Origin of the sequence: Palleronia abyssalis (assembly GCF_900302445.1) — a bacterium.
Lineage (GTDB): Bacteria > Pseudomonadota > Alphaproteobacteria > Rhodobacterales > Rhodobacteraceae > Palleronia > Palleronia abyssalis.
Window position 1 is genome coordinate 26,702 of record NZ_ONZF01000005.1, and the last position, 25,371, is coordinate 52,072.

The 25,371-nt window shown below is 60.6% G+C and carries 31 protein-coding genes; 21 read left to right on the plus strand and 10 right to left on the minus strand.

From position 1 onward, the window contains the following. Positions 1-393 precede the first annotated feature (393 nt). The 3 genes from rpsT to mutM all read right to left on the minus strand — a co-directional run bounded on the left by rpsT (position 394) and on the right by mutM (position 2,503). A complete protein-coding gene (gene rpsT, locus PAA8504_RS12060; protein WP_108894444.1) occupies positions 394-657 on the minus strand; it encodes a 30S ribosomal protein S20 in 264 nt (87 codons plus the stop codon). Positions 658-812: 155 nt separating this feature from the next. After that, complete coding sequence (locus PAA8504_RS12065; RefSeq protein WP_108894445.1) at positions 813-1,589, minus strand: enoyl-CoA hydratase; 777 nt, start codon at positions 1,587-1,589, stop codon at positions 813-815. 62 nt (positions 1,590-1,651) lie between these two features. Then, positions 1,652-2,503 carry a bifunctional DNA-formamidopyrimidine glycosylase/DNA-(apurinic or apyrimidinic site) lyase gene (gene mutM, locus PAA8504_RS12070; RefSeq protein ID WP_108894446.1) on the minus strand — a complete coding sequence of 284 codons (852 nt, stop codon included), beginning with the start codon at positions 2,501-2,503 and terminating at the stop codon, positions 1,652-1,654. 87 nt (positions 2,504-2,590) lie between these two features. Between mutM and ubiE the strand changes: the two genes are divergently transcribed. Beyond that, complete coding sequence (gene ubiE / locus PAA8504_RS12075) at positions 2,591-3,343, plus strand: bifunctional demethylmenaquinone methyltransferase/2-methoxy-6-polyprenyl-1,4-benzoquinol methylase UbiE (RefSeq protein ID WP_108894447.1); 753 nt, start codon at positions 2,591-2,593, stop codon at positions 3,341-3,343. A 1-nt stretch (position 3,344) separates the two neighbouring features. Continuing rightward, complete coding sequence (gene ubiB, locus PAA8504_RS12080; protein ID WP_108894448.1) at positions 3,345-4,877, plus strand: 2-polyprenylphenol 6-hydroxylase; 1,533 nt, start codon at positions 3,345-3,347, stop codon at positions 4,875-4,877. A gap of 5 nt (positions 4,878-4,882) precedes the next feature. Here the strand turns inward: ubiB and PAA8504_RS12085 are convergent, their stop codons facing one another. Both PAA8504_RS12085 and PAA8504_RS12090 read right to left on the minus strand, forming a co-directional pair. Beyond that, positions 4,883-5,575, minus strand: a complete 693-nt coding sequence (locus tag PAA8504_RS12085) for a flagellar hook capping FlgD N-terminal domain-containing protein (protein ID WP_108894449.1) — start codon at positions 5,573-5,575, stop codon at positions 4,883-4,885. A gap of 9 nt (positions 5,576-5,584) precedes the next feature. Then, positions 5,585-6,898 (minus strand): flagellar hook-length control protein FliK, encoded by a 1,314-nt coding sequence (locus tag PAA8504_RS12090; RefSeq protein ID WP_108894450.1) that lies wholly within the window; start codon positions 6,896-6,898, stop codon positions 5,585-5,587. 77 nt (positions 6,899-6,975) lie between these two features. Between PAA8504_RS12090 and PAA8504_RS12095 the strand changes: the two genes are divergently transcribed. The 10 genes from PAA8504_RS12095 (at position 6,976) to PAA8504_RS12140 (ending at position 14,967) form a co-directional block, all read left to right on the plus strand. Continuing rightward, positions 6,976-7,239, plus strand: a complete 264-nt coding sequence (locus tag PAA8504_RS12095) for a rod-binding protein (RefSeq protein WP_108894451.1) — start codon at positions 6,976-6,978, stop codon at positions 7,237-7,239. Beyond that, positions 7,232-7,567: a hypothetical protein gene (locus PAA8504_RS12100; protein ID WP_108894452.1), complete on the plus strand. Its 336-nt coding sequence runs from the start codon at positions 7,232-7,234 to the stop codon at positions 7,565-7,567. Before PAA8504_RS12095 ends, PAA8504_RS12100 begins: the two co-directional genes overlap by 8 nt. 85 nt (positions 7,568-7,652) lie before the next feature. Continuing rightward, positions 7,653-8,261, plus strand: a complete 609-nt coding sequence (locus PAA8504_RS12105; RefSeq protein WP_108894453.1) for a CDP-alcohol phosphatidyltransferase family protein — start codon at positions 7,653-7,655, stop codon at positions 8,259-8,261. A gap of 10 nt (positions 8,262-8,271) precedes the next feature. Continuing rightward, complete coding sequence (locus PAA8504_RS12110; RefSeq protein ID WP_108894454.1) at positions 8,272-9,462, plus strand: ABC transporter substrate-binding protein; 1,191 nt, start codon at positions 8,272-8,274, stop codon at positions 9,460-9,462. A 15-nt stretch (positions 9,463-9,477) separates the two neighbouring features. Next, complete coding sequence (locus tag PAA8504_RS12115) at positions 9,478-11,151, plus strand: ABC transporter permease (protein WP_108894455.1); 1,674 nt, start codon at positions 9,478-9,480, stop codon at positions 11,149-11,151. Continuing rightward, a complete protein-coding gene (locus PAA8504_RS12120; RefSeq protein WP_108894456.1) occupies positions 11,144-11,776 on the plus strand; it encodes an ABC transporter ATP-binding protein in 633 nt (210 codons plus the stop codon). The genes PAA8504_RS12115 and PAA8504_RS12120 overlap by 8 nt, the downstream gene beginning before the upstream one ends. 201 nt (positions 11,777-11,977) lie before the next feature. Beyond that, on the plus strand, positions 11,978-13,306 hold the full coding sequence (locus PAA8504_RS12125) for a flagellin N-terminal helical domain-containing protein (protein WP_108894457.1): 1,329 nt from the start codon (positions 11,978-11,980) through the stop codon (positions 13,304-13,306). A gap of 88 nt (positions 13,307-13,394) precedes the next feature. Then, entirely contained in the window at positions 13,395-13,757 is a 363-nt protein-coding gene (gene flaF / locus PAA8504_RS12130) for a flagellar biosynthesis regulator FlaF (protein ID WP_108894458.1), read from the plus strand. Next, positions 13,754-14,158, plus strand: coding sequence for a flagellar biosynthesis repressor FlbT (flbT, locus tag PAA8504_RS12135; RefSeq protein ID WP_108894459.1), 405 nt, complete (start codon positions 13,754-13,756; stop codon positions 14,156-14,158). The genes flaF and flbT overlap by 4 nt, the downstream gene beginning before the upstream one ends. Next, positions 14,155-14,967: a DUF1217 domain-containing protein gene (locus PAA8504_RS12140; RefSeq protein ID WP_108894460.1), complete on the plus strand. Its 813-nt coding sequence runs from the start codon at positions 14,155-14,157 to the stop codon at positions 14,965-14,967. The genes flbT and PAA8504_RS12140 overlap by 4 nt, the downstream gene beginning before the upstream one ends. Before the next feature lie 4 nt (positions 14,968-14,971). Here the strand turns inward: PAA8504_RS12140 and PAA8504_RS12145 are convergent, their stop codons facing one another. Beyond that, positions 14,972-16,300 (minus strand): FliI/YscN family ATPase, encoded by a 1,329-nt coding sequence (locus PAA8504_RS12145; protein ID WP_108894461.1) that lies wholly within the window; start codon positions 16,298-16,300, stop codon positions 14,972-14,974. 89 nt (positions 16,301-16,389) lie between these two features. Between PAA8504_RS12145 and PAA8504_RS12150 the strand changes: the two genes are divergently transcribed. From PAA8504_RS12150 to PAA8504_RS12190, 9 genes are read left to right on the plus strand one after another with little or no spacing between them, the layout of a single operon-like run. Beyond that, positions 16,390-16,764 carry a FlgB family protein gene (locus tag PAA8504_RS12150; RefSeq protein ID WP_108894462.1) on the plus strand — a complete coding sequence of 125 codons (375 nt, stop codon included), beginning with the start codon at positions 16,390-16,392 and terminating at the stop codon, positions 16,762-16,764. A gap of 9 nt (positions 16,765-16,773) precedes the next feature. Continuing rightward, the gene (gene flgC, locus PAA8504_RS12155; RefSeq protein ID WP_108894463.1) at positions 16,774-17,151 is read left to right on the plus strand and encodes a flagellar basal body rod protein FlgC; all 378 of its coding nucleotides are present in this window, start codon (positions 16,774-16,776) and stop codon (positions 17,149-17,151) included. Positions 17,152-17,175: 24 nt separating this feature from the next. Further along, on the plus strand, positions 17,176-17,454 hold the full coding sequence (gene fliE / locus PAA8504_RS12160) for a flagellar hook-basal body complex protein FliE (RefSeq protein WP_108894464.1): 279 nt from the start codon (positions 17,176-17,178) through the stop codon (positions 17,452-17,454). Positions 17,455-17,457: 3 nt separating this feature from the next. Further along, a complete protein-coding gene (locus PAA8504_RS12165; RefSeq protein ID WP_108894465.1) occupies positions 17,458-17,727 on the plus strand; it encodes a flagellar biosynthetic protein FliQ in 270 nt (89 codons plus the stop codon). Between the two features lie 3 nt (positions 17,728-17,730). Continuing rightward, the gene (locus tag PAA8504_RS12170) at positions 17,731-18,444 is read left to right on the plus strand and encodes a flagellar hook-basal body complex protein (RefSeq protein WP_108894466.1); all 714 of its coding nucleotides are present in this window, start codon (positions 17,731-17,733) and stop codon (positions 18,442-18,444) included. Positions 18,445-18,453: 9 nt separating this feature from the next. Further along, on the plus strand, positions 18,454-19,239 hold the full coding sequence (flgG, locus tag PAA8504_RS12175) for a flagellar basal-body rod protein FlgG (RefSeq protein WP_108894467.1): 786 nt from the start codon (positions 18,454-18,456) through the stop codon (positions 19,237-19,239). After that, entirely contained in the window at positions 19,236-19,661 is a 426-nt protein-coding gene (gene flgA / locus PAA8504_RS12180) for a flagellar basal body P-ring formation chaperone FlgA (RefSeq protein ID WP_108894468.1), read from the plus strand. The genes flgG and flgA overlap by 4 nt, the downstream gene beginning before the upstream one ends. A gap of 17 nt (positions 19,662-19,678) precedes the next feature. Beyond that, a complete protein-coding gene (gene flgH, locus PAA8504_RS12185) occupies positions 19,679-20,377 on the plus strand; it encodes a flagellar basal body L-ring protein FlgH (RefSeq protein ID WP_245897616.1) in 699 nt (232 codons plus the stop codon). Between the two features lie 9 nt (positions 20,378-20,386). Further along, on the plus strand, positions 20,387-20,899 hold the full coding sequence (locus tag PAA8504_RS12190) for a flagellar basal body-associated FliL family protein (protein WP_108894470.1): 513 nt from the start codon (positions 20,387-20,389) through the stop codon (positions 20,897-20,899). A gap of 74 nt (positions 20,900-20,973) precedes the next feature. Here the strand turns inward: PAA8504_RS12190 and PAA8504_RS12195 are convergent, their stop codons facing one another. From PAA8504_RS12195 to flhA, 4 genes are read right to left on the minus strand one after another with little or no spacing between them, the layout of a single operon-like run. Further along, a complete protein-coding gene (locus tag PAA8504_RS12195; RefSeq protein ID WP_108894471.1) occupies positions 20,974-21,324 on the minus strand; it encodes a hypothetical protein in 351 nt (116 codons plus the stop codon). Then, positions 21,321-22,385, minus strand: coding sequence for an EscU/YscU/HrcU family type III secretion system export apparatus switch protein (locus tag PAA8504_RS12200; protein ID WP_108894472.1), 1,065 nt, complete (start codon positions 22,383-22,385; stop codon positions 21,321-21,323). Before PAA8504_RS12200 ends, PAA8504_RS12195 begins: the two co-directional genes overlap by 4 nt. Continuing rightward, on the minus strand, positions 22,382-23,158 hold the full coding sequence (locus tag PAA8504_RS12205) for a flagellar biosynthetic protein FliR (RefSeq protein WP_108894473.1): 777 nt from the start codon (positions 23,156-23,158) through the stop codon (positions 22,382-22,384). Before PAA8504_RS12205 ends, PAA8504_RS12200 begins: the two co-directional genes overlap by 4 nt. Then, positions 23,155-25,233, minus strand: a complete 2,079-nt coding sequence (gene flhA / locus PAA8504_RS12210; RefSeq protein ID WP_108894474.1) for a flagellar biosynthesis protein FlhA — start codon at positions 25,231-25,233, stop codon at positions 23,155-23,157. The genes PAA8504_RS12205 and flhA overlap by 4 nt, the downstream gene beginning before the upstream one ends. Between the last annotated feature and the right edge of the window lie 138 nt (positions 25,234-25,371).

Genomic DNA, 25,371 nt, shown 5'->3' on the forward strand with positions numbered 1-25,371 from the left:
TGCCGCGCAAAGGCCGTTCGAACGGCAAAGATCGACATGTCCAACAGGTGGCAGCCTGTCAGCCATAACGTCTGAACTACTCGGACAATCGACACCGCTGCGCCGGGTTCAATCCGGCTTTCCGCGTCAGGGACAAGGTCGTTGGAAGCGCTTCACCGCGCTGTCGTGCCTTGTCGTCGGTCGATCTGTCGTCCCCCAGCATGAATCGCCAGAGGACCATAACGACCGCAGGCCAGCCGACACAAGACAGACAAATCCGTTGACTCTTCTTTAACGCCGTCGCGCGTGTTGGCGCGAGATTCGGGGTGGGCGGCAGGGGCTGAAGACCGTTGGCCCTATGTAAAAAAGCACGCCCGGTGGGCGTGCTTTCAGCGCATCGTCAGGCAGTTTCGGTCAGGCCAGCGATTTAACCCGGCTCGACAGGCGCGAGACTTTTCGTGCTGCGGTGTTCTTGTGAAGGATGCCTTTCGTCACGCCGCGCATGATCTCGGGCTCTGCTGCGTGCAGCGCCTCTTTCGCGGCGGCCTGATCTCCCGAAGCGATCGCTTCTTCGACGCGGCGCAGGTATGTGCGGATGCGCGACCGGCGGGCCTTATTGATTTCGTAGCGGCGCTCGTTCTGGCGTGCGCGCTTTTTCGACTGCGGGGTGTTTGCCATGGGGTCTACTCTTTCGGGTCAGCTATATAATTTGTCGCGCGAGCAAACCCGATAGCCCGGGTTCCCACCGGGTCGATCCGGCCTAAGCGGGCCTCACACGCATTACCGGGCGCCACTACACCAAAAAGTCGCATCTGTGAAGGGCCCCGCAGGGTCTATTTATCCCGAAACTGCGCCTCGCGCTTCTCCAGAAAGGCGGCCATCCCTTCCTTCTGGTCCTCAGTGGCGAAGAGGGCGTGGAACAGGCGGCGTTCGTGAAGCAGACCCTCGGCAAGGGACGTCTCGTAAGAGCGGTTCACCGCTTCCTTCACCGCCATGACGGCCATCTGGCTCTTCTCGGCGATCTTTTCGGCGGCGGCCATCGCCTCTTCCATCAGCTTCTTGGATGGAACGACCCGGCTGACGAGGCCGGATCGTTCGGCCTCCTGCGCGTCCATGAAACGTCCTGTCAGATGCATTTCCATCGACTTCGACTTGCCGACGAAGCGAGTCAGTCGCTGTGTGCCACCGATACCGGCCACCACCCCAAGATTGATCTCGGGTTGGCCGAATTTGGCGCTGTCCGAGCAGATGATGAAGTCGCACATCATGGCAAGTTCACATCCCCCGCCCAGCGCGTATCCCGACACTGCGGCGATGATCGGCTTGCGGCAGGTCTCGATTGCGTTGACCTCCCGACCGAACATATCTGTCGTGAAGACGTCGACGAAGTTCTTCTCCGACATTTCCTTGATATCGGCCCCGGCGGCGAATGCCTTTTCCGATCCTGTCAGGACGATGCAGCGGACCTTCTCGTTCGCCGACGCGTCACTTACGGCTTGGGCAAGTTCCTTCAGCAAGGTGCTGTTCAGGGCGTTCAGCGCATCCGGCCGGTTCAGCCGGATGAGTGCGATGTGATCCTCGATTTCGACGACAATGGTCTTGAAGGCCATGAACCTGCTTTCGCTGTGGACGTCAAAGACGCAGCCTTACCAAGCCGCACGGGTGGATCAAGTCATCTTTGACACACAGCACAATGGAAGGTCGAGCGTCCGGACTGCACGATACGACGTACCGTTCCCGGGCAGTCAGGCGTGACGCACGCCGCATTCTCTCGGTCATAGACGCGGAACCCATGCTGGAAATACCCAAGGGCTCCGTCGGCCTGACGATAGTCGCGCAGGCTGGAACCGCCGGCAGCAATTGCATCCTGCAACGTTTCGCGGATGACCGGCACGAGCGACCTGACGCGACGTTCCGAGATGCGACCGGCCTTGCGACGGGGCGAAATTCCCGCCCGATGAAGGACTTCGCAGACATAAATATTTCCAAGGCCGGCCACGACGCGTTGATCCAGAAGCGCGGTCTTGACTGGTGAGGTCTTCCCGCGGAACGCTGCGACCAGATGGTCCTCGTCGAAGCGGTTTCCCAGCGGTTCCGGTCCCAGACGGGCCAAAAGCCAGTGATCCTCCAAAGCTTGACTCGGCGCAAGATCCATGGCGCCGAACCGACGCGGATCGTTGAACGTCACCCGTCGCCCGTCCTCCATGTGGAACACGACATGATCGTGTTTCCCGGCGGCGACGATGTCGGTGTGGAAATCCGCTGTGCGAGAGCCGTCCACCTGCATTCGGCCGGACATCCCGAGATGCACGATCAACGTCTCTCCCCGGTCCAGATGCAACAACAGATATTTCGACCGACGCCCCAGGGCTTCGATCCGCGCCCCGGTCAAGCGGTCTGCCATCTTGTCGGGGAAAGGCCAGCGCAAATCCGGTCGGCGCACTTCGGCGCATGCGATCACGCGGCCTTCCATCGCGGGTGTCAGGCCGCGACGAACCGTCTCGACTTCGGGCAATTCGGGCATGGGGCCTCCTCTGGCGGGGGCGGTCGCATTGTAAGCGCCGGGCAGCGGCCTATAAGAAGGACCGAACCTCAAGGACCGCAAGACCCCATGGCAAACCGCGACGACACAACCACCCATTTTGGCTTCGAAACGATTCGCGAAGACGAAAAGGCCTCGCGCGTTCACGGCGTCTTCACCTCGGTCGCCTCGCGCTACGACATTATGAATGACGTGATGAGCGTGGGGATCCATCGGCTGTGGAAGGACGCTATGATGGACTGGTTGGCCCCCCGGCCGGGTCAAAACCTGCTGGATGTCGCCGGCGGCACTGGAGATATCGCGTTCCGCTTCCTGCGCCGCGCGCCGACAGCGAAGGCCACCGTGCTCGACTTGACGTCGTCGATGCTGGACGCTGGGCGACAAAGAGCTGAAGCCGAGGATATGGCCGGTCGGCTAGATTGGGTCGTCGGCGATGCGATGGCCTTGCCTTTCGCCGCGAACAGTTTCGACGTGTACACGATTTCCTTTGGAATCCGGAACGTGACACGGATCGCGGATGCACTTTCGGAGGCTTACCGCGTCCTGCGCCCAGGCGGGCGCTTGATGGTGTTGGAGTTCAGCCAGATTCCCAACGACATGATGCAGAAGGCCTACGATTTGTACTCGTTCAACGTGATTCCGCGGATGGGGCAGGTGATCGCGGACGACCGGGCATCCTACCAGTATCTGGTCGAATCGATCCGCCGCTTTCCCGACCAGGAAGCCTTCGCCGGCATGATCCGCGAGGCCGGGTTCGAGCAGGTGAAGTATCGCAATCTTTCCATGGGGATCGCCGCGCTGCATTCCGGCTGGAAGCTCTGAGATGCGCGGGCCGCACAACATCTGGCGGCTGATCCGCACTGGCGCGACGCTCGAGCGGACGGGTGCGATGATCGTCGTGCTGGACGCCTTTCGCGCACCGCGATCTTTGCGAATCGCCGCCCGAACTTTGGGCTGGCCATTCAAATGGCTGGGATACAAGGGCGATCCGGCCCTGCCCCCGGCGACGCGCGCGATCCAAGCCCTTGGCCCGGCCTATATCAAGTTTGGCCAGGTTCTGTCGACGCGGCCCGATGTGGTCGGCGACGAGTTGGCGACGCAGCTCCGGGTTCTCCAGGACAGGCTGCCCCCGTTTCCCCGGGATGTTGCCTTGGAAACAGTTCGACGCGAACTCGAGATAGATCCAAACGAAGTTTTCGAGGAATTTTCCGAGCCGGTGGCCGCCGCCTCGATCGCGCAGGTGCACCATGCCCGTTTGCGGGACTCCGGCAAGGAAGTCGCGATCAAGGTGCTGCGTCCGGGGATCGAACGGGCGTTCAGACGCGATGTTGATGCCTTCTATCTGGCTGCGCGACTCGTCAATTTGCTTGCGCCATCTGCCCGTCGCCTGAGGCCGCTCGAGGTCATACGCCATTTCGATGGCGTGGTAAAAGGTGAACTCGACCTGCGGCTCGAGACCTCCGCATCGGCGGAATTTGCCGCAAATACCGCTGAGGATGCGGGTTTCCGCGTTCCGGAAATTCACTGGTTCCTGTCTTCCCGCAGGGTCATGACCCTGGAATGGGCCGACGGCATCTCGGCAAGCGATATCGCGGCGATCGATGCGGCTGGCCATGACCGCAAGGCACTCGGCGAACGGGTGCTGCGTCTATTCCTGAGCCATGCGTTGCGCGACGGTTTCTTCCATGCCGACATGCATCAGGGCAATCTGAAGGTCGCGCGCAACGGTGATATCATAGCGCTTGATTTCGGGATCATGGGCCGGCTCGACGAGTATACGCGCCGGGTCTATGCCGAGATCCTGTTCGGCTTCATCCGGAAGGATTATCGTCGGGTCGCAGAAGTTCATTTCGAGGCCGGCTACGTTCCCGCCGATCAGGACATCGACGAGTTCGCGCGCGCCCTGCGTGCTGTGGGGGAGCCTATTTTCGGAATGGATGCGACGCGCATCTCGATGGGACGACTTCTGAATTATCTATTTGAAGTGACGGAGCGGTTTGGCATGCCGACCCGGACCGAGCTGATCCTGCTTCAGCGAACCATGGTTGTCGTAGAAGGGGTCTCCCGCTCGCTTTACCCGCAGATCAACATCTGGGAGGTCGCGCAGCCGATCGTCGAGGAATACATTCGCGAAAATATCGGTCCCAAAGCCCTTTTCCGGGATATGGCCCGGACGCTTCGCGTCCTTGCGCGGTTCGGGCCAAAACTGCCCAAAATGGCGGAAGACACCCTGATCTGGAGCGCCGTAGAAAGGGAGGAGGAGCGGGCGATGTCCTTGTTCTCACACCCCGTCGTTGTCGGCGCGGTTTCCTCCCTGGTGACCACGATCGTCATTGGCGCAGTTTTTCTGATCTAGGTCGGTTATGTCCCCGGTCTTTGCCGAACCGCGGTCACGGCATCTGCCGGAATCTCCAGGTCCTCCCCGAAAGACAGAATGGGACCCGTCGCGCTCATACGTACTTCGGATACCGGTGCGTAGACCGAAGCGCCCTCTGCGGCGATCAATTCGCCCGACTGGAACCCTTCAACAGTGAAGCTGTACGCACCCGCGGTCGCCGTCTGCCCGGAATGCGTCTGGCCATTCCAGTTCACGGCTGTTTCCGACCCGTTGAGGGTCTGGCGGAAGACCTCCGTTCCAGCTGGATCTCGGACGACAAGCTGCTGAATTTCGCCTAGGCCTCCGGTCGGCGGCGAAACCGTGATTGGCGAACCGGTAAACTGCGCCGGCATGACCGCCTCGACTTCCTTGCCGATCCACTGCGTCATGCCGGTGAATTCGGCTTGGCTGGCTTGCTTGGCCATATCTGCAAGAAGCTGGTTTGTCTGCACCTGTTGTTCGACACTGGAGAACGTCGCAAGCTGCGTGGCAAATTCTTCGGCCTTCATCGGATTGAGCGGGTCCTGATTGGTCATCTGCGTTGTGAGCAGTTTCAGGAACATCTCGAAATCCGAGGAAATTTTAGTGCCGTCGCCGGATTTTGTTTCCGTACCGGCCTTTGCGCCGGTATTCTGAGACGCTGTGATTGATTGTGGTGTGGTCGTAACCGTGTCCATTCGAAACCTCTAAAAGCGCAGATCTAGGCCATCGGCTTGGGGCTGGCCGATGGTTGCGGGAAGCGGGGGCGTTTCGGCAGCTAGCTGTACAGTCCCCAATATTGCAGGCTGGCGGGTGAACGACTGTTGTTGACGTTTGTTGGCGCCGGAATCCCCAAAATCAATTTGCGCATCCGCGATCCCCGCGTTTTTCAGTTCCGCAGCCAAGTCGGCTGCATGGCGGCGGAGAAGTTGCATGGTATCGTCCCTGTCAGCAAAGAGCCTGACGATCATCCCGGCGTCGCTCGATGACATTGTGATGCGGACTTTGCCCAATTCTTCGGGTGACAGCGCGACTTCACAGGTATTTCCATCGGATCGAACGATCGCACTGGCGAGGCTTTGCGCCACGGGACGCGCCTCCGCCGGTGTGGAATGCGAGACACTATTCAGAACGGGGTTATGGGAAGATGCCTGAATCAGTTCAGGGCTTGAACTGTTGCTCAGCTTGACGCTGGAGCTTCCTTCAAGGGACAGTTGAGCGATCGGGCTAAGTTTCGGGCGATCCATCCAGAATATCTGGGGGGCGATTGCAGGTTGCGTGTTTGCCTTGGGCTGCGCGGGCTCCGCCGTGACGGAACTGCGCTGAGCTAACTCGGTCCCAATTTCGTGTCCGGTCTCCTTTCGCGAGGTGGGTGAGCTGTGACTCGTCAAATCACTGGCAGACTTTGGAGAAGCATCAAGAGAGTGGCGCTGCTTCAGGAGGTCGGTGCCAACTGTTTCTTCGCCATCTGAAGTCGGCACGCCGGGGTTGGGGTCAGTTTTTCCACCCTTATCCGACGGGGTGCCGGCAGCATCGACGATAACCGTACCCAAAGCCGCTGGCCCATTCTCGCTGGGACCGGCGGACGTGGAAGCGCTACTATCTATCGAAAGTTCCTTCACCGAGCCTTCGGGTGCTGTTGCGTTTCCCAGCGGCGGCTCCGCCCCGGCAAACCCACTATCTCCGTACGCTAGGTTTTGTGTTCGCGGGAGGGGCGGTTCGTCGGGATCACCGCCCGGCTCTTCGGCGATGCCAAGGAGAATTTCGGTGTCCTCGGAGCCATCGTCGGTTCCCTGTAATCCATGATCATCCGGCGCGTCTGCCCTTCCTGGGCGTTTTGTATCCCGGGGGGGCAACGCTTCGGTATCAACAGCGTCCCAAGTATCTGTTTTCCCCCTCTCTTCGGCTTTCTCCAGCGCGTCTTCCCAACCGCTCCCCTGCCCCTCCTTCGGAAGGGTTCCGGCAGCGGGGCGATTGGGCTTTGGTGCCAGGATAGTCTGTGGTGCATTGATCTGGGTCATGAAGCGACTGAAACGCGAAATGCTTACTATTTCTTTACCCGGAAAGAGAATGGTGTCGGAAACGCAGGAGTGAACGCATGGAAATTCTCGCAGCAGGACCGACTACGCCGCGGGCCGTCGAAATGAGGAAAACAGCTGAGAAAATGGAGGCCGCCTTCCTTGCCGAAATGCTGAAAGGGGCGGGTCTGGGTGAGATGGACGGTGAGTTTGGTGGAGGCATCGGTGAAGGGCAGTTCGCCTCACTGATGCGTCACGAGCAGGCGAAACTGATGGTGGACGCCGGGGGAATCGGATTGGCCGAACACTTATTCCGCGCAATGGGAGATGCCGAGAATGCGTAACCCTCTGCGGCGGCTCGAAAAACTTTTGAAGCGGGAGCGCGATGAGCTTCTTGTCGGGAATATCCAGGGTGCTCTGGCCCTGCTGGACGAAAAAGAACGGCTGGTGCGTGACCTCGAGAACAGTCAGCCCGAAGGCACGGAACTTCAGAAAATTCAGACCGAGGCTGCCCGAAACCTTGATCTGATAAAGGCGGCCTGGAACGGGATCACGGCTGCACGATCCCGTATCGAGGTTGCGCAATCGACACCTTCCCTGAGAACCTACGGCGCGGATGGGCATTCCTCGGAGGTGTCCGGGCGGAAGAACGGGCTGGAGCGACGAGCGTAAGCTGCTCGCAGGTTTCACGTTTTCGACAGGGTGATTGCCTGAGCATTCCGAACTGTGGAAGGTCCAGCGGCAAAGAGGAGGCCGCATGCTGGATCCCGTGGTCCGAAGGTTCATCGATCCGCCGCTCGACCGCGCAGGACGGGTTCTGGCAGGGTGGGGCGCTTCTGCCGACGCAGTTACACTGGCCGGACTTGCCCTGGGACTTCTCTCGGCAGGCCTGATTGCGCGGGGCCTGTTCGACTTGGCGCTGGCCTTCCTTTTGGTGTCGCGGATTGCGGACGGGCTCGATGGGGCTGTCGCTCGAGCCTCGGTGAAGACGCAGTTCGGAGGGATGCTCGATATTGCCGCCGATTTCCTGTTTTACGGCGCGATCCCGCTGGCCTTCGCAGTCGCTTCTCCTTCGGAAAACGCCGTCGCTGCGGCTTTCCTCTTGCTTAGTTTTTACTTCAACGCGACGACATTCCTCGGGTTTGCTATCCTTGCGGAAAAACGGGGAATGGATACCGCCGCGCAGGGCGAGAAAACGCTCTACTATTCGAACGGACTGCTCGAGGGGACCGAGACGATTGTGTTCTTCGTCGTCCTGTGTCTGTTGCCGGACTACTTCCCCACGCTAGCCTACGTTTTCGGTGGTTTGTGCTTCATCACCGCGACGCTTCGCCTTCTGGCGGCGCGTCGGATTTTCGCGAACTGAAAGGACTTGCATGCGATCTTTCTTGCCCATCGTTCTCTCACTGGCGCCCCTGTCGGCGCTCGCTGAAACGGCCCTGCTGGATTGGGATTCGATCCTCGAGGAGGCCGAGGGGCAAACCGTGTATTGGCACGCATGGGGCGGGTCCACGGCGACGAACGACTTCATTACGTGGCTGGGCGATAAGGTCGAGGACGAGTACGGAGTGACCCTTGAGCATGTGAAGCTGACCGATACGGCCGATGCGGTTACCCGGGTGCTTAGCGAGAAGCAGGCCGGGAAGGATGATGAGGGGGCGGTCGATCTTATTTGGATCAACGGGGCGAATTTTGCCTCTATGAAAGAGGCCGGACTTCTATTCGGCCCTTGGTCCGAGGGTATCCCGAATGCCGATCTGGTCGCGGACGACGAGATCGTGGCCAGTGATTTCGGCACCGCGGTGGATGGGCTGGAGAGCCCATGGGCCAAGGCGCAGTTCGTCTTCATGTACGACAGCGCGGATGCCGAGCCCTTGCAGTCCATGGACGCGCTGCACGACTGGGCTGCCGAGAATCCCGGTCGCTTCACATTTCCCCAGCCGCCCGATTTCCTGGGGACGACTTTCCTGAAACAGGCACTGGTCTCGCTGGTCGAATCGCCCTCCGTCTTGCAGGAGCCGGTCGATCAGCATGACTTCGAAGCCGTTACCGCACCGCTATGGGCCTATCTCGACTCGCTCCAACCTAACCTGTGGCGCGAGGGGCAGACCTATCCCGCAAGTGGACCGGCGCAATTCCAACTGGTCTCGGACGAGGAGATCGACATAGCACCTACTTTGTCCCCCTCGGAAGCCTCGACCGCGATCGCCAATTTCCAATTGCCCGACAGTGTGCGGACTTTTGTGCCCGAGGGAGGGACCATCGGGAATGCCAGTTTTGTGGCGATCCCGTTCAATTCGGGCTCCAAGGCGGGTGCGATGGTTGTCGCGAACGCAATCCTGTCGCCCGAAGTGCAACTGCGTCAGCAGGACCCGGACGTTCTCGGGTACGGCACCGTACTTGATATGGACAAACTCAGCGCTGATCAGGCGCAGGCGTTTGATGAGCTTGAACTTGGGATCGCGACATTGGGTCCGGCCGAATTGGGCCCGGTTCTGCCCGAGCCGCATTCCAGCTGGTCCGCCGCTGTCGAGGAGGCATGGATCGAACGCTACGGCGCCGACTGACGGAGCGCGCTGGGAATGGGACGGGTTTTTCCCGCGCTTGCCGTTGCCGTCATGATCGGCCCCGTTTTGGCGGGCCTCTGGGGGGCCGCGTTGCCCGCATTCGGGCACCTTCCCAGCGCCGGATTCCAGGGTCCGTCGTTGATCGGTTTGCAGAGGCTGATCGAATGGCGCGGCGTTGTTGAAGCGTCTGTTCTTTCTGTCACGACCGGAGTGTCGGCCACCCTCGGGTCTCTATGCATCGTCGTCCTGATCGTATCGGGTTGGTCGGGCACGATGGTTTTTACATGGTTGCAAAGGGTGCTCTCCCCCCTGCTTTCGGTGCCGCACGCTGCGGCCGCTTTCGGCCTGGCGTTCCTCGTCGCGCCTTCGGGTTGGCTTCTCCGACCAGCGGCCCTGTTTCTGGGGTGGGAGAGGCCGCCGGACATGCTGGTGGTCGGCGATCCCCTTGGGTTGACGATGACGGCCGGGCTGATCGCGAAAGAGGTTCCGTTCCTCCTACTCATGACCTTGGCGGCGTTGCCACAGGCCGATAGCCAAAAGTCCAATCTGATCGTGCAAAGTTTAGGCTATGGGCGCGTAACGGGTTGGCTGAAGTCAGTTTTCCCGCGGGTCTATGCTCAGATCCGCCTGCCGGTGTATGTCGTTCTGGCATATTCGATGTCGGTCGTGGATGTCGCGATGATCCTCGGTCCGACCACGCCGCCCACGCTTTCGGTTCAGATTGTCGAGTGGATGGGATCGCCCAACCTCTCGAACCGCCTGACAGCGGGGGCGGGGGCCATATGGCAACTGGTTCTGGTCTTGGCGGCGCTTCTCGTATGGCGGGCCGTCGAGCGGCTGTGCGCGTGCCTTGGGCGGAAATGGGCCGGTGAAGGTCAGCGCGACGTGGGCGATGCGCCCGCGCGCGCAATGGGGTTCGGATTTCTGATCTTCACGTCCGGCGCCGTGCTGTTGGGCCTTGCCGTGGTCGGCCTTTGGTCAATAGCGGGCTTCTGGCGTTTTCCCGCCATGGTTCCAGATACCTTGACGCTTGGCATCTGGGCACGCCACTCCGACGATCTCGCCGCGACCGTCGCGGACACATTCGTCGTCGCGGGCATTGCGGTCGCTATCGCCATGATACTGACGGTGGGTTGTCTCGAGACTGAATATCGCAGGCGCCGCCCCATGACGCCCGCCGCGGTTTGGCTTCTCTACGCGCCGCTCCTTGTCCCCCAGACGGCGTTTCTTCCCGGTCTTCAAACCCTGCTTCTCTCTTTCGGGGCCGATACCGGGCGGGCCCCGGTAGTGTTCGCGCACCTCGTGTTCGTCCTGCCTTATGTGTTCCTGTCGCTGGGGGACCCGTGGCGCGCGTGGGACACACGCTATGCCACGACTGCGGCAGCCATGGGCGCGTCATCCACCCGTGTGCTTGTTTTCGTTCGTTTCCCGATGCTGGTGCGCCCCTTGCTGACGGCCATAGCGATCGGTTTGGCTGTAAGCGTGGGTCAGTATCTTCCGACATTGCTGATCGGTGGCGGGCGGGTTGCCACGCTTACCACCGAAGCTGTTGCACTGGCCTCGGGCGGCGACCGGAGGGCGATCGGGGTGTTCGCCGTCGCGCAGACCCTAGCGGCGCTTTTTCCATTCGCGCTTGCCCTCGCAGTACCGGCGCTGGTCTTTGCGAACAGACGAGGCATGCATGTCTGAGGGGCTGGTTCTCTCGAACGTCACGATTAAACTTGCGGGGACCGAAATCGTCGCCGTGAACAGGCGCATCGGTCCGGGCGAAGTTCTCACTGTCATGGGACCTTCCGGATCGGGTAAATCGACGCTGCTCAGTTATCTGGTCGGAACGCTTCCCCGCGCGTTCGAGGGGGCGGGCGGGATCGAGTTGAACGGGCGAAAACTGAATGGCTTGCCGACGAACCGACGCCGAATCGGCATACTATTTCAGGACGATCTGTTGTTTCCGCATCTCTCGGTGGCCGGTAATCTGGGGTTCGGGGTTCCGCCTGGACCACGCAAGGACCGACGCCAAACCATCGAAGCGGCCCTGGACGAAGTTGGTTTGACCGGGTTCGGGCCACGTGATCCGGCAACGTTGTCAGGGGGGCAAAAGGCGCGTGTCGCCCTGATGCGAACGCTACTGGCCAGGCCCGAAGCGCTGCTGTTGGATGAGCCGTTTTCCCGTCTGGACGCCGACCGACGGACGCGCACGCGTGACTTGGTATTCTCGATCACACGCGCGCGCGCACTGCCGGTCCTTCTCGTGACGCATGACGCCGAGGATGCGGCCGCCGCCGGTGGCGAGCCATTCCTTCTAGGTGGTTAAAGCTCGAATTATTCCAAATTTCCCAGTTGTTGCCATGGTCTTACCCCGGCGTTGTTAGGCCTCTGTTAGAACTTTTGCCCCACGTTGCGGATGTCGAAAACAGACGCACCGTCCCTGGGCGGACAAGGTCAGAACGGCCACAGCATTTGCCCTAGGGGCGATTTCCGGGCGCATAAAGCGGCCCGAACGAAGAGGGAAATTATGTCCAGCATTCTGACCAACACCGGCGCGATGGTTGCGCTGCAGTCGCTGAAGTCGATCAACAAAGGCCTTGGCGAAACCCAGAGCATGATTTCGACCGGTAAGAAAGTCGCCAATGCGAAGGATAACGCGGCGATCTATGCCATTTCGAAGGTCATGGAATCCGACGTCTCCGCTTTCAAGGCCGTCAGCGAAACGCTGTCGATGGCCGAATCCACTGTCGGCACGGCGGCAAACGGTGCCAAGAAGATCGGCGAACTCCTTGTCGAGATCAAAGGCAAGATCACGTCGGCCAGCGGCGACGGCATCGACACGCAGAAAGTCCAGGACGACATTACTGCGATGGTCGGCCAGATCACCAACATCGTCGACTCGGCCCAGTTCAACGGTGTGAACCTGCTCGACGGTTCGAAGGACACCGATGGCTTCTCGGCACTGGCTTCGCTGAACCGCTCTGCTGACGGGTCTGTCAACAACGATTCGATTTCGTTGGCGACGGCGGACTCCAATCTGTCCACGTCGAGCGGCACCGCACTCACCGTAGGTGACGCAGCTGCGGGCGTGACCGGCACCGAAGTATTCAACGTCGGCAACCAGGACAACTCGGGTGCGAGTGGCATCGTGGACGGCGCGGTCACGCTGACAGCTGCTGACGGGACGGCCACCACCGACGGTATCACGATCGGCGGCTTCGACTTCCAGGATGCTGCCGGTGCTACCGGCGGACTGTCCGCGCGCGCGGCTGATGCTGCCGGTGTGGATACCGCAAGCGTCGCTGCCTTGGTCGCTGGCGATGTGATGACCATCGACATCGGCAATACTCAGGCGCGCTACACCATTCGCGAAGGTGACACGAATGGCGATGTGTCGTCGGGTCTGCGGACGGCTCTGCTTGATGCCGGTCTGGATACCGACAAGACGAGCGTCGGTGTCGATGCGAACGGGTTCCTGCAGATCTCGAACCTGACGACCGACGATGTTGAAGTGAACATCTCGTCTGCTCGGGCGAGCGGCGGCCTTGCCGGCTTGGACAATCTGAACGTTGTGAGTGATCTTTCCGGCGCCCAAGCAGATATCGAGACATTCATTCAGAACGTGGCTGATGCCGAGGCGACGCTGGGTACCACCGCCAAGCGTCTGTCGATCCAGAACGAGTTCGTCTCGACCCAGATCGACTCGTTCAAGCAGGGTATCGGTGCTCTGGTCGATGCCGACATGGAAGAAACCTCGGCCCGCCTTCAGGCGCTTCAGACCCAGCAGCAGCTCGGTGTTCAGGCGCTGTCGATCGCCAACCAGGCACCGCAGTCGATCCTGTCGCTCTTCCGCTAATCTAATTCGCGGGGCGCCATAACGGCGCCCCGCGTTTTCCGTCTCATTCACGCGAACTTAACGCGCACGCTCCCAAAAAGGACAAGACGTGAACGCATATCTCATGGCTCGAACGGCCTATACCGAAGCGCCTGACACGATCAAGTCGGCAAAGGCCGCTGAATACGATGTTTTCGCGAAAGCCACAGCCGCGCTCAAGGTCGCGAAGTCATTTCCGGAAATCGCCAAGGCGATCTCCGACAATCGCCGCCTCTGGACATGTATTGCAGTCGATGTTGCCGGAGATGGTAATCGCCTGCCGGTTTCCTTGCGCGGGAACCTCCTTTCTCTCGCCCAATTCGTTGCTCTGCAAAGCAGCAAAGTCTTGCAGTCGGGGGAAGGGATTGAAGAATTGATCGAAATCAATACTGCGATTATGTCCGGCCTACGTCAGAACGGTCGATCCGAATGAGCGGCTTAGTTTTGAAGCTCGCGCCGAGGGAGCGCCTGCTGATCAATGGCGCCGTCATCGAGAATGGGGCACGTCGCGGTAGGCTCAATATCATGACGGCGGGTGCGCATATCCTGCGACTTAAGGATGCAATTCACCCTGAAGAGGCCAACACACCCGTCCGTCGGCTATGTTATGCTGCGCAGCTCACCCTATCTGGTGATAAGCGTATTGAAGACCTGGCCCCGGAACTCCTCGTCGGGATTGCCGAACTGTCTTCGGCGCTGCGTGATGCGGGAAGTCACGAGATTCTTTCCGAGGCCCGCCAAGCAGTCGTCGCCGCACAGCCGTATCAGGCGTTAAAAGCGCTGAGGAAACTACTTCCCGTGGAAGATTCTATTCTGGGAGTTCCTGTAGCATGAGTTTTTCCCCCATCGTTCCCATGGGAGGGTTGGGGGGCTTCAGGTTCCTCAACAGGACCCGCGAAACGCAGCAGGCGACATTCGAAGCGCAACCCCGAATATCGCGAAATATCGAGGCGTTCTCTGCGCGAATAGCAACCGTTTCTTCGGCCAAGGAGCTGGTCGAAGATCGTCAATTACTAGAAGTCGCACTTGGGGCCTTCGGTCTCGATGAAGACATCAATAGTAAATATTTGATCGAACGTGTTCTCTCGGAAGATCCGGATAACGATACATCTCTTTCCTCACGTTTTGCCGATAAGCGCTATCAAGCCCTATCTGACGCGTTCGGTTTCGGCAAGCTCGGTGGACCAAGTACTGCCTTTCCCGGTTTCTCGGATAAGATAATCGCGCAATATACGGATCGGCAATTTGAAGTCGCAGTCGGAGAAGTTGATCCTGACATGCGCCTTGCGCTTGGGTTTTCGCGCGGTCTAGAAGAAATTGTTGCAAAAGACATGTCGAATGACGCTGCGTGGTTCACCGTCATGGGGAATCGTCCGCTCCGCACAGTGTTGGAGACGGCGTTGGGGTTGCCAAAAAGCTTGGGAACGCTCGACATTGATCAGCAGCTCGAGGTCTTCAAGGATCGGGCAAAAGCCAAATTCGGTACGAATAGTATCAATGATATTGCGGCAAAAGATATGAGCGCGACCGTCACGGACACATTCCTGCTCAGGAGCCAAGTGAACGCCCTCGCCGAAAATCAGCTCTCTGGTGCGAGTGTCGCGCTCTCGCTTCTTCAGAGCGCGCCTCGCTTTCTACTCTAGGGTATTAGCTGCCTTCCTGCCGGCGAGATAGGCACCTAGCAAGCGCTACGAAGCTTTCGTGTGACGTTCCAGCCTCGCTTTGCCCAAGGAACGCGTCGAGTTTCGGCCAGGCCTGAACCGCTGCGTCGAGCGTTCGATCGTTACCTGCAGCGTATAGACCTGCTTGGATCATCATCTCCGACCTCTCGTAGGCGCCGATGAGGCGCCGCGCCTCGCCGATCAAGGCATTTTCCTGGTCTGAAGCTGCGTCCGGCAGGGAGCGGGATACCGACCGCGATAAATCGATCGCGGGAAACCGACCCCGTTCTGCAATGGTCCGGTCCAGAACGATGTGCCCGTCCAAAAGCCCGCGTAGAACGTCAGCGACCGGGCTTTCCATGTCGCTGCCAGCGACGAGAACCGTCAACACCGCGGTGATATCGCCCTTCTCGTCCTCCCCTGGGCCGGTACGTTCAACAAGTGAAGCAATCTCGGCGGCCATCGATGCTGGGTAACCGCCCAGCGCCATGGCTTCCCCTCGTGCTGCGGCAACCTGACGGTGTGCTTCTGCGTGGCGGGTGATCGAATCGCCGAGCAAAAGAACCTGCCGGCCTTCATCCCGGAAATGCTCGGCTACGGTGATAGCGGCCGGAAGGCACCGGGCGCGGACGGATGCTGGAGCGTCCGAAGTGGCCGCCACGATCACGCTCCTCGCCAAACCTTCGGGCCCCAGAATACGTTCGATGAAATCCCGGACTTCCCGGCCTCGTTCGCCGACCATTGCAATGACGATCACATCAGCTTCCATTCGGCGGGTCAGAGCGCCCAACAATGTGGATTTGCCGACTCCGGAGCCCGCGAACAAGCCGACTCTTTGACCTCGCACGATCGGCAGAACGGTGTTCAGCGCCCGCAGACCCGTTTCGAGGCGTTTCCCGAAACCCCGTCGATTCACGGGATCGGGCGCGTTGCAGGTCAGCGGGCGCTGCGTATGCCCCGGAAGCAATTGCCGCCCGTCGATCGGTCGCCCGTCGGGGTCTATGACGCGCCCGAGCCAGCCGGAATCTGGCGCAATCTCTCTTACCCCGATACTGACGACCGGATCCCCGGGGCAAAGGCCAGTCACCGGACCGTCGGGCATGACGACCAAGCTGTCCGAATCACCACCCAGTATCTCGCCCGCCACGCGGCGCCCGGAATGACCGAGACGCACCCGGTGTCCCACCGCCGTGGAACCCGAGAGGCCTCCTATTCGGACCACGGGGCCTTCGAAGGCCAGAATGACACCCATGGGACGCTCTAGGCGTATGTCGGCAAGGGCGGCGGTGACGTTCTCGAACGATGAAAGTGACATATCGGGTTCTCCGCTGATCGTAACTCAACCTCTCATTAAGGAATCTTTCTTAAGCCTTCGTTGAACCGAAACGATGGAGCAAAGCCAGGATGGCCGACCTCGGTGTAAGTGCGATGGCACACAGGCTTGCGGCGTATTCCGCTGCCCGCCAGGAACAGATCGCCCGGAATGTGGCGAACGCGGACACCCCAGGGTATCGGGCGACGGATCTGCCCGATTTTGCCCAATCCTTGGATCAGTCACAATCCATGCGCGCAACGCGCCCCGGCCATTTCGGAGCCGATGATCATATCAACATCAGCCCCATGTTCCGAAGCGATGAGGCTTCGCCGAATGGCAACAACGTCTCGCTCGAAAACGAGATGATGCAGGCCGCGACCGCGCGTCAAAGCCACGATCTGGCCCTTTCCGTTTACTCTAGCGTTAGGGGCATCCTGTCCACTGCGCTCGGCCGGCAGAGATAAGGATAGATCATGTCAGATATCATTGGCTCTCTGGGGATTTCGGCGAGCGGAATGCATGCGCAATCGATGCGCCTGCGCCATGCGTCGGAGAATATCGCGAACGCCGACACCCCAGGCTATCGCCGCAAGACGATCCCGTTTCAGGAACTTGCGGATGGCGGCGTTGCCCCAGGTCGCGTCCGACTGGATCGGGGAGAGCTTCCGAAGGTTTATGATCCATCCCACCCCATGGCCGATGGCAGCGGCCATTATGCGGGGTCGAACGTAGACCTGATCGTGGAGATCGCGGACGCGCGCGAAGCGCAGCGATCTTACGAAGCCAACCTCAAACTGTTCGATCAGTCGCGGCAGATGGCCCAGGGGCTACTCGATCTGCTCAAACGCTAATCACGTAAATTCAGGAGATCCAGAATGGATATTTCAGCCGCCTTCGCCGCGCAGCGCTACGCCGCGGCTCGCCCTGCGATGCAGCCCGACCCCGCCGTGGAAGCCGCCGCTCAGGCCGCAACCAGCTTTGCCGAAACCTTGCAGAAGGGCGAAGAGACCGCCCGTTCTGCGATGACCGGCGACGCCAGCCCCCACCAACTTGTCGAGGCGTTGGGAAAAGCGAAATTCGCTGTCGATACGGCCGTGACGGTGCGGGACAAGGTCGTGGAGGCGTACCAGGAAATCCTGCGCATGCCGGTCTAGGCCATGATGACGGAAGGGGTTTTCTACGACACGTTGCGGCAGGGGCTTTGGATCGCTGTCGAGCTCTCGGCGCCGATCCTGTCGGTTGCGCTTATCGTCGGTCTGACGATTGGCCTGTTCCAGGCCCTGACCTCCGTCCAGGAAATGACGCTGACGTTCGTACCCAAGCTCATGGCGATCGGCGCGGTGTTCTGGGTCACGATGGGGTTCATGACCCGGACGCTCGTTACCTATTTCGACGCAACCATCGTGCCGCTCGTTGCAGGAGGCTGATCTATGGATAATGCAGGTTACACGTCCCTGACCAGACTTTCCGGTCTCTCGCGCGAAATGCAAACTCTGGCCAACAACGTCGCGAACGCATCAACGCACGGGTTTCGCAAAGAAGGGGTGATCTTTTCGGAGCATGTCGCCGCAATCGATGATGCTCCATCGCTCAGCATGGCCTCCGGAGATGTCAGAATGACGTCGTATTTGCAGGGATCGGTCGAACCCACAGGCGGGACTCTGGACCTTGCGATTGAAGGAGAGGGCTTTTTCCTGGTCGAAACCCCTGAAGGAGAGGCTTTGACGCGAAACGGCGCCTTTCTCCCGAACGCGGCCGGCGATCTTGTCAATGCGGATGGAATGCGGGTTCTCGATGCCGGGGGCGCGCCGATCTTTATTCCGCCCGATGCTGGTCAAATTTCGGTTGCGCGGGACGGTACCCTGTCGATCGACGGCCAACCGATGTCGCAGATCGGCTTGTGGAAGCCCGCCGCGCCCGAGGACATCGAACGCCGCAGCGGTCTGCTTTTCGCGCTCAAGAACCCGCCCGAGCCGGTCGAGGCCCCGACGATTCTCCAAGGACACCTGGAAGGATCGAACGTCAACGCTCTGACCGAGATCAGCCGCCTCGTCGAAGTCCAGCGCGCGTATGAGCTGGGCCAAAGCTTCATGGAAAAAGAGGACCAGCGCATCCGCTCGGTTCTCAACACACTCGGACGATAGGAGACCGATATGCGTGCCTTGTCCATTGCCGCCACCGGCATGAGCGCCCAGCAAACGCGGGTCGAAGTTATCTCGCACAATCTCGCGAATATGAGCACGACAGGGTACAATGCCCGCCGTGCCGAGTTTGCGGACCTTCATTACGAACAGGCGGTCCGGCCTGGAACTCTATCGTCGACCACCGGAACCGAACTGCCGACCGGGGTGCAGCTTGGCCTCGGGGTTCGGACATCCGCCGTGACGATGGAAGTCGCCCAAGGGTCCCTCGTCCAGACGGGTGGCGATCTCGACCTGGCGATCGAAGGCCGGGGGTATATCGAGGTCGAACTTCCCTCGGGTCAGGCAGCGTACACGCGGGATGGATCCCTCAAGCGCTCGGCCGAAGGGCAGATCGTCAATTCCGAGGGTTATCCCGTCGCGCCCGACATTACGATTCCGGAGGACACGCGCACCGTAGCCATCAACGCTGACGGCGAAGTCTATGGTTATTTCGAAGGCCAGGTCGAGCCGCAGCTCCTGGGGCGCATCTCGCTCGTCGGATTCTCGAACGTCAAAGGCCTCGAAGCCATCGGGTCGAACCTGTTCGTCGAATCCCCCGCCTCGGGAGCGCCTGTGGTCGGCGATCCGGGAACGGAAGGGTTGGGCACGTTCCGCCAAGGCTATCTCGAAGAAAGCTCGGTTGATTCCGTACGCGAGATCACCAAGCTGATCGAGGCACAGCGAGGCTATGAGCTGAACGCCAAGGTCATCACGGCCGCCGACCAGATGCTTGGTGCGACGACGCAAATCCGATGATCCGACTCGCTATTCTTCTCGCCCTGATGGCGCCGCCCGCGCTCGCGGATATCCTTGTTGCCGCCCGCACGATCCGTGCGCAATCGATGATCGGCGCAGAGGATCTGTCCCTTACGGCGGGAAGCCCTAATGGCCTTTTGTCCGATCCATCCGATGCCATCGGAATGGAGGCCAGGGTCACGCTTTATGCCGGGCGGCCAATACGGCCCGGCGATATTGGCCCACCGGCCTTGATCGAAAGGAACCAGATCGTGACGATCCACTACGCCCAAGGCGGCCTTCGTATCAGGACAGAAGCCCGTGCGCTCGACCGGGCCGGTGCGGGTGACCATGTGCGGGTCATGAACATGTCTTCGCGGGCAACGGTCTTCGGCGAAGTGCAGCCGGATGGCTCGGTCCTAGTAACGGGAATGTATCAATGAAACGTGTCGCGATTCTCATGATGGGCCTTGCGGCTTGCGGGCAAACTACGGGCATAAACGCGCCACCGCCATTGACGCCGGTCGCCGAAAGCCCGGAGCTTGTTGCCATGCAGAGCCCGGGGTTGCCGCTTTCTCTAGACCCCGGATTTCCGGCCCAATCGGCTTCCCTCTGGGCGGGCGGCCGCGATTCCCTGCTTGGTACGAGTCGGGCCGAGACCCGAGGCGATATTGTCACTGTCATTATCGAGATCGACGACAGGGCCGAATTTTCCAACAGTTCGGACCGATCCCGAACCGGCAGTGAGACGATGTCAATGCCCAGCCTGATCGGTATTCCGCAGCGATTGAACGGGCGTCTGCCCGACGGCGCAACGATGGAATCCGCCGTTGGCCTGAATTCGGACAGTAGTTTTTCGGGCGACGGGAAGACGTCCCGCAACGAGAAACTGACGCTGCGGGTTGCAGCGACTGTTACTGACATTTTGCCCAACGGTAGTTTTGCGATCGAGGGGCGGCAAGAACTCCGGCTGAATTACGAGCTGCGTGAACTGGTCGTCACTGGTTTCGTCAGGCCAGAGGATATTTCACGCCGCAACGAGATCCTCTACGACAAGATCGCAGCCGCCCGCATTTCGTATGGGGGGCGCGGACAGATCACGAATGTTCAGCAACCGCGATACGGCCAGCGCGTGGTCGATGCCGTCCTGCCATTCTGAGGTGATCCAATGGGAAAGATTCTGCCCCTGATAATTGCACTGATCGGATTGGGCGGCGGCGTGGGCGCAGGAATTGCCCTGCGGCCCGATCCTACGTCCAACCTTCCGGATGTCGCGTCTTCAGAAGCGCCATGCGGGCCGGTGGGCACGCCAGATAATGCCGTGACCGATCCGCAGCCAATTGTCGAGGAGCCTGCGGAAGGTATCTTTTTCGAATTGGGAAACCAGTTCGTAATTCCGGTCTTGGATGCCGGGCGCGTCGACTCTCTCGTCGTCGTGTCCCTGACGCTTGAGATTGCCCCCGAAATCGAAGCCGCCGTTGCCGAGCGCGAACCGCGCCTGCGGGATCGGTTTCTGCGGGTGATGCTCGACCATGCCAATACCGGCGGCTTCGACGGTGCGTTCACTTCGAACGGGGCGATCGACAGGCTGAAGAAGTCCTTGGAACAGACGGCGAAAACCGAGGTTGGCACCGGCTTCTTCGGCATCCTTCTCACGGATATCGGCAAGCAGGAGGCTTGAGCCGGCATAGGCAGCTGGGGAAAGCAAGCGCATCCACGGGGCATTCGTGAGAACGGCGAACCTCAGGTCCCCGGCTATCGCCTTTTGCCGGCACCCTCGGCCAAGCGCCGCGCCACATCGGCGCGGCCAAAAGCTTTCCGGGCCACGTCAAGAACTTGCTCATGGCCAGCACGCAGACGGGCGTGCTGGCTTTGCAGCACCCGCAGGCGTTCCTCGGTCGCGGCCATCCACGCCATTTCCGCTCCGGATACGCGGGCAAGATCCAGTGCAGCGTCAGCCTGACGTGCCGCACGCTGGTCCTGGATTTCCGCGATCTCACTTCTTAGTCTTGCCATTTCCGCCATGATGACGCGAACCTTCGAGAGTTCGCGGTCGCTGATGACGCCGGCAATGTCGGCCAGGTCTTCCAATTGTTTATGGTTCACCTTGCTTTCGCCTTTCTGCGCATATCCTCCGAGAACCTGATCGCGACCGCGACAGCGGCATAGTGCTCGGGCCGGATCTCGTGCCCGATTTCCACGGCGCCGTATATGGCTCGCGTGGTCGGCGGATCGGGATGGATTGGAACTCCGGCCTCGATGGCCACCTCGCGGATCCGTGCGGCCACGACATCTACGCCCTTGGCAACGCAGACGGGCGCCCCCGGATTGGACCGCGACCATTTCAGCGCAACGGCATAATGGGTCGGGTTTACAAGGACGACGCTGGCATCCGGAACATCCTGCAGCATCTTGTTCGAGGCGATCTCCATCCCTTTTTGCCGGCGTTGCTGCTTCATGTGGGGATCGCCCTCGGAGTCTTTGTGCTCGTCCATCAGTTCCTTGCGGGACATGCGGTGCTTGCGCAGGTGTTCGGCCTGCTGAAACAGTAGGTCGACGAAGCCGATGGCTAGCGCGACGATCAGCACAATGCTCATGAACTGCACTGTCATGGACAGGGCTCGGGCCGTGCCGATGGCGGGTTCGACCAATACCAGGGAAAGGATAGACGGCATGCTCTGCGCAAGGAACACGAACAGCGCGACGGAATAGATCACCAGTTTCGCGGTGCTCTTGGCGAACTCGAACAATCCCGCGCCGCCGAACTTCTGCTTTGCGTTCGAAAGGATGGAGATACGGCTGATCTTGGGTTTCAGCTTGGTGCCGGTCACCGTGAAGGACCGCTGCCCGAGAATTGATAGCAGGGCGAAGGCCATGGGAAGCAGGATCCATGGGGTCAGGACAAGGCCCAGAGCGAGGCTGAGCGGAAGCAGGACGGCCCCCGACGGCGGCTCGAACGGCGCGCTCTCCAACAATCGTGCTAGATTGGCCCCAGCCTGTTGCAGGGAGGTCGCCCCGAAAACACCCGCGGCCAACAACATCCCGGCATAGCTTGCGGCGGTGGTCAGGTCAGTCGACTTGGGGACTTCACCCTTCTTGCGCGCATCGTCGAGCTTCTTCTGACTTGGCTCGTGGGACTTTTCGGCTTCGTCGTCGGAACCGCTCATCTGGCCGCTCCGGTCGGGTCGAGGAAGAAGGCGTCCATCGTGGACAGCCAGACCTGAAGGGCAAACGGAAGCGACAGTGCGACGAGAACCAGCCCGCCGAGCGTGATCGCCGGGGCCCCCACGAAAGCGACCATCAGCTGGGGCATGGCGCGATTGATGACGCCCAGGGTCAAGTTATACAAAAGCGACGTGATCACGAACGGCATGGCCAGCCCGAACGCCAGGGCGAAAGCACGGGCCACCCGCGTAATTCCCCAATCCAACAGGTCCCCCGGCACCGGCAATTGTCCGGGCGGCAAAAGGTCGTAGGAATAGACGAGGTAGGCCGCGATCTTGACGTGCAGGCCCAGCATGACAGCCAAGGCCAGTCCCGCGACGACCATGATGTGCGAGATCGTCGGTTGCGGATCGAGACCGGCGCCGCCGAAGATCTGCGCCAGTGAGATCGACTGCGCAGCCATGGCCCCGGCGACTTGAAGGGCGATCACGAAAAGGCGTAGGATCGCCCCCAAGGTCAGGCCGATTATCGTCTCGCTCAGCAGCAGCCGCCCGATCAAGTCCGCGGGCCCGACATCGGGAAGGGCGGGTGCCACGGCCGGGGTCGCGATCAGCGTGAAGGCAAATGCCACGACCAGGCGGACGCGCACCGGGACGGTGCGCTCTCCGAATGCCGGCAGAAGCGCCATCGCCGCTCCGATGCGAAGGAAAACGGCGAACGCCGCCAGGAAGGCGACGCCGACCAGTTCCGTCAGGGCGGTCAGGGCGGCGATCACGCTGGAACGGTTCCGACCAGGGCTGGCTGCGCTTCGGTCCCCAACTCCTCGAAGCTGAGCACAGGGTTGGTCAGGCCTTTTGCGGATAGAACCATGCGCAGGAAACGCCGTCTGTTGGCCGAGGTTACAATGGCGGGGAAGACGCCGCGTTCTGCCGCATCGTTAAGCGTTCCCGCAGCGCCCTCGATCAGCCTGTTGAAGGCGTCCGGCGGCAGTGCCACGTTCGCCGCCGCGGCCTCTCCACCCAATTGATGCTGCTGGAACGTTTGTTCCCACTCCGGGGCCAGCTGGATCAGCGGGACGGACCCGTCGGGCCGTTTCAATTCGGCGATGAGCTGGAAACTCAGGCGCTGACGCACGATCTCGCAGATCGCCTCGGCCGTCGCGGCCTGCCCTCGACCCTGGGCGATTGCTTCGAGGATCAGCGGCAGATTGCGGATCGACACACGTTCTTCCAGAAGAAGCTTGAGGACTTGAAGCAGAAGCTCGTTCGGGACCTTGTCCGGAACAAGTTCCTCGATCAGCCGCCGGTTGGCGTTGGCGCGGTCGGGATCCGACAAGTTGACGTACTCGTCCAGCAATCGCCGGAGCGTCTTGAGTGTCATCAAGCGGTGAAGGTTCCTCTTGATGATTTCCAGCAAATGCGTCGCCAGAACCTCGGCGGGGCTGACCGTCGTGACGCCAAGCGTCGCGGCGTCGTCTTGGGATTCGGCGTCGATCCAACGCGCCGGCGCACCGTAGACAGGCTCTTCGACATCCGATCCGGGGGGCAAGGCCGCGCGGGACGTATCGCCCAGCAAGGCCAGGACGCGCGAAGGTTCGATGACGCTTCTGACGCGTTCGACCCCGTGAATGCGAATGACATAGGTTCCATCCGGAAGGCCCGGATCGTCGGTCAATCTAATTTCAGGAAGAACCAGGCCGAAGGATCGGGCGACATGCTGGCGCATGTTTCCAATCCGGGAGTCGAGACCAGTCCCTGGATCCAATACAAGCGGGACGAGATCCGGCGCGAACTCCAAGTGGATTTCGTCGAGATCGAGCGTATCCCCCATGGATCTTGGGGGGATCGCTTCGGTTTCAGGCGCCTTGGCTGCCTGTCTTTCGCGTGCCAGCGCCGCTTTGTGGGCCGAGTAGGATAGCCATCCGAGTCCTACCGCGCCGGCCATGAACGGCACGAATGGCAGACCCGGGACAAGGGCGAACAACCCCAGAAGGAATGCTACGGTGGCCAATGCGGACGGGTGGCGGCCGAACTGTTCGAAAAGGGCAATGTCGGTCGATCCGTTGGCGCCCCCGCGTGCCAGCAACAGCGCCGACGCGATCGAGATGATGACGGCGGGGATTTGCGTAACCAGACCGTCGCCTACCGTGAGGATCGCATAGGTCTCGAACGCGGATCCGATCGGCATCCCATGGACAATCGTCCCCATGGCGAGTCCCATCACGAGGTTCAGGAGCGTGATGAGCAAGCCTGCGACCGCATCGCCTTTCACGAATTTGGAGGCGCCGTCGAGCGAGCCGAAGAACGTCGTTTCTTGCTGTTCCGTCTCACGCCGGCTCTTGGCCTCGGCATGGTCGATCGCGCCGGCGCTCATGTCGCTGTCGATGGCAAGCTGCTTGCCCGGCATCCCATCCAGCGCAAAGCGTGCACCAACTTCGGCCATCCGGCCGGCACCCTTCGTGATGACGATGAAATTCACGATCATCAGAACGCCGAAAACCACGAGGCCCAGGAACAGGCTGCCCCCCATGACGAACATGGCGAACCCTTCGATCACGTCTCCCGCCGCACCGGTACCGGTATGACCCTGGCCGATGATCAGTTTGGTGGAACTGACATTCAGCGAAAGGCGAAGCATCAGCGCAGCAAGAAGAACGGTCGGAAAGGACGAGAAGTCCAAAGGCCGTTCGATGAACAGCGTCGTCGTGAACATCAGAATGGCCAGCGCGAAGGACGCAGCCAACCCTACATCTAGAACCCACGCGGGCATCGGCAGGATCATCATGACGATGACCGCCATCAATGCCATCGACAACAGCACAGTCGGCTGGAAGACTGCGCGGATGTTCATGGCACCTGCCTGCGATGCGGGTAACGCAGGCCGGACTCGGAAGGCGTTGTTTGACGGCCCATTCTAGGCGCACCTCAAATCGGTATCGGTACGCCCTGAGTAGCAGTCATTTCGTTGACAAAGTCCTAAGCGCGTTTC

Coding starts and splice junctions, on each gene's coding strand:
- PAA8504_RS12085 (WP_108894449.1), bottom strand. CDS start 5,575: ATGGACACGGTTACGACCACACCACAATCAATCACAGCGTCTCAGAAT.
- PAA8504_RS12165 (WP_108894465.1), top strand. CDS start 17,458: ATGATGACGGAAGGGGTTTTCTACGACACGTTGCGGCAGGGGCTTTGG.
- PAA8504_RS12120 (WP_108894456.1), top strand. CDS start 11,144: ATGTCTGAGGGGCTGGTTCTCTCGAACGTCACGATTAAACTTGCGGGG.
- flgG (WP_108894467.1), top strand. CDS start 18,454: ATGCGTGCCTTGTCCATTGCCGCCACCGGCATGAGCGCCCAGCAAACG.
- flgH (WP_245897616.1), top strand. CDS start 19,679: ATGATGGGCCTTGCGGCTTGCGGGCAAACTACGGGCATAAACGCGCCA.
- flgA (WP_108894468.1), top strand. CDS start 19,236: ATGATCCGACTCGCTATTCTTCTCGCCCTGATGGCGCCGCCCGCGCTC.
- PAA8504_RS12140 (WP_108894460.1), top strand. CDS start 14,155: ATGAGTTTTTCCCCCATCGTTCCCATGGGAGGGTTGGGGGGCTTCAGG.
- PAA8504_RS12105 (WP_108894453.1), top strand. CDS start 7,653: ATGCTGGATCCCGTGGTCCGAAGGTTCATCGATCCGCCGCTCGACCGC.
- PAA8504_RS12190 (WP_108894470.1), top strand. CDS start 20,387: ATGGGAAAGATTCTGCCCCTGATAATTGCACTGATCGGATTGGGCGGC.
- mutM (WP_108894446.1), bottom strand. CDS start 2,503: ATGCCCGAATTGCCCGAAGTCGAGACGGTTCGTCGCGGCCTGACACCC.
- PAA8504_RS12145 (WP_108894461.1), bottom strand. CDS start 16,300: ATGTCACTTTCATCGTTCGAGAACGTCACCGCCGCCCTTGCCGACATA.
- fliE (WP_108894464.1), top strand. CDS start 17,176: ATGGATATTTCAGCCGCCTTCGCCGCGCAGCGCTACGCCGCGGCTCGC.
- PAA8504_RS12095 (WP_108894451.1), top strand. CDS start 6,976: ATGGAAATTCTCGCAGCAGGACCGACTACGCCGCGGGCCGTCGAAATG.
- ubiB (WP_108894448.1), top strand. CDS start 3,345: ATGCGCGGGCCGCACAACATCTGGCGGCTGATCCGCACTGGCGCGACG.
- PAA8504_RS12170 (WP_108894466.1), top strand. CDS start 17,731: ATGGATAATGCAGGTTACACGTCCCTGACCAGACTTTCCGGTCTCTCG.
- PAA8504_RS12125 (WP_108894457.1), top strand. CDS start 11,978: ATGTCCAGCATTCTGACCAACACCGGCGCGATGGTTGCGCTGCAGTCG.
- flhA (WP_108894474.1), bottom strand. CDS start 25,233: ATGAACATCCGCGCAGTCTTCCAGCCGACTGTGCTGTTGTCGATGGCA.
- rpsT (WP_108894444.1), bottom strand. CDS start 657: ATGGCAAACACCCCGCAGTCGAAAAAGCGCGCACGCCAGAACGAGCGC.
- PAA8504_RS12065 (WP_108894445.1), bottom strand. CDS start 1,589: ATGGCCTTCAAGACCATTGTCGTCGAAATCGAGGATCACATCGCACTC.
- PAA8504_RS12115 (WP_108894455.1), top strand. CDS start 9,478: ATGGGACGGGTTTTTCCCGCGCTTGCCGTTGCCGTCATGATCGGCCCC.
- ubiE (WP_108894447.1), top strand. CDS start 2,591: ATGGCAAACCGCGACGACACAACCACCCATTTTGGCTTCGAAACGATT.
- flgC (WP_108894463.1), top strand. CDS start 16,774: ATGTCAGATATCATTGGCTCTCTGGGGATTTCGGCGAGCGGAATGCAT.
- PAA8504_RS12150 (WP_108894462.1), top strand. CDS start 16,390: ATGGCCGACCTCGGTGTAAGTGCGATGGCACACAGGCTTGCGGCGTAT.
- PAA8504_RS12090 (WP_108894450.1), bottom strand. CDS start 6,898: ATGACCCAGATCAATGCACCACAGACTATCCTGGCACCAAAGCCCAAT.
- PAA8504_RS12110 (WP_108894454.1), top strand. CDS start 8,272: ATGCGATCTTTCTTGCCCATCGTTCTCTCACTGGCGCCCCTGTCGGCG.
- flbT (WP_108894459.1), top strand. CDS start 13,754: ATGAGCGGCTTAGTTTTGAAGCTCGCGCCGAGGGAGCGCCTGCTGATC.
- PAA8504_RS12200 (WP_108894472.1), bottom strand. CDS start 22,385: ATGAGCGGTTCCGACGACGAAGCCGAAAAGTCCCACGAGCCAAGTCAG.
- PAA8504_RS12100 (WP_108894452.1), top strand. CDS start 7,232: ATGCGTAACCCTCTGCGGCGGCTCGAAAAACTTTTGAAGCGGGAGCGC.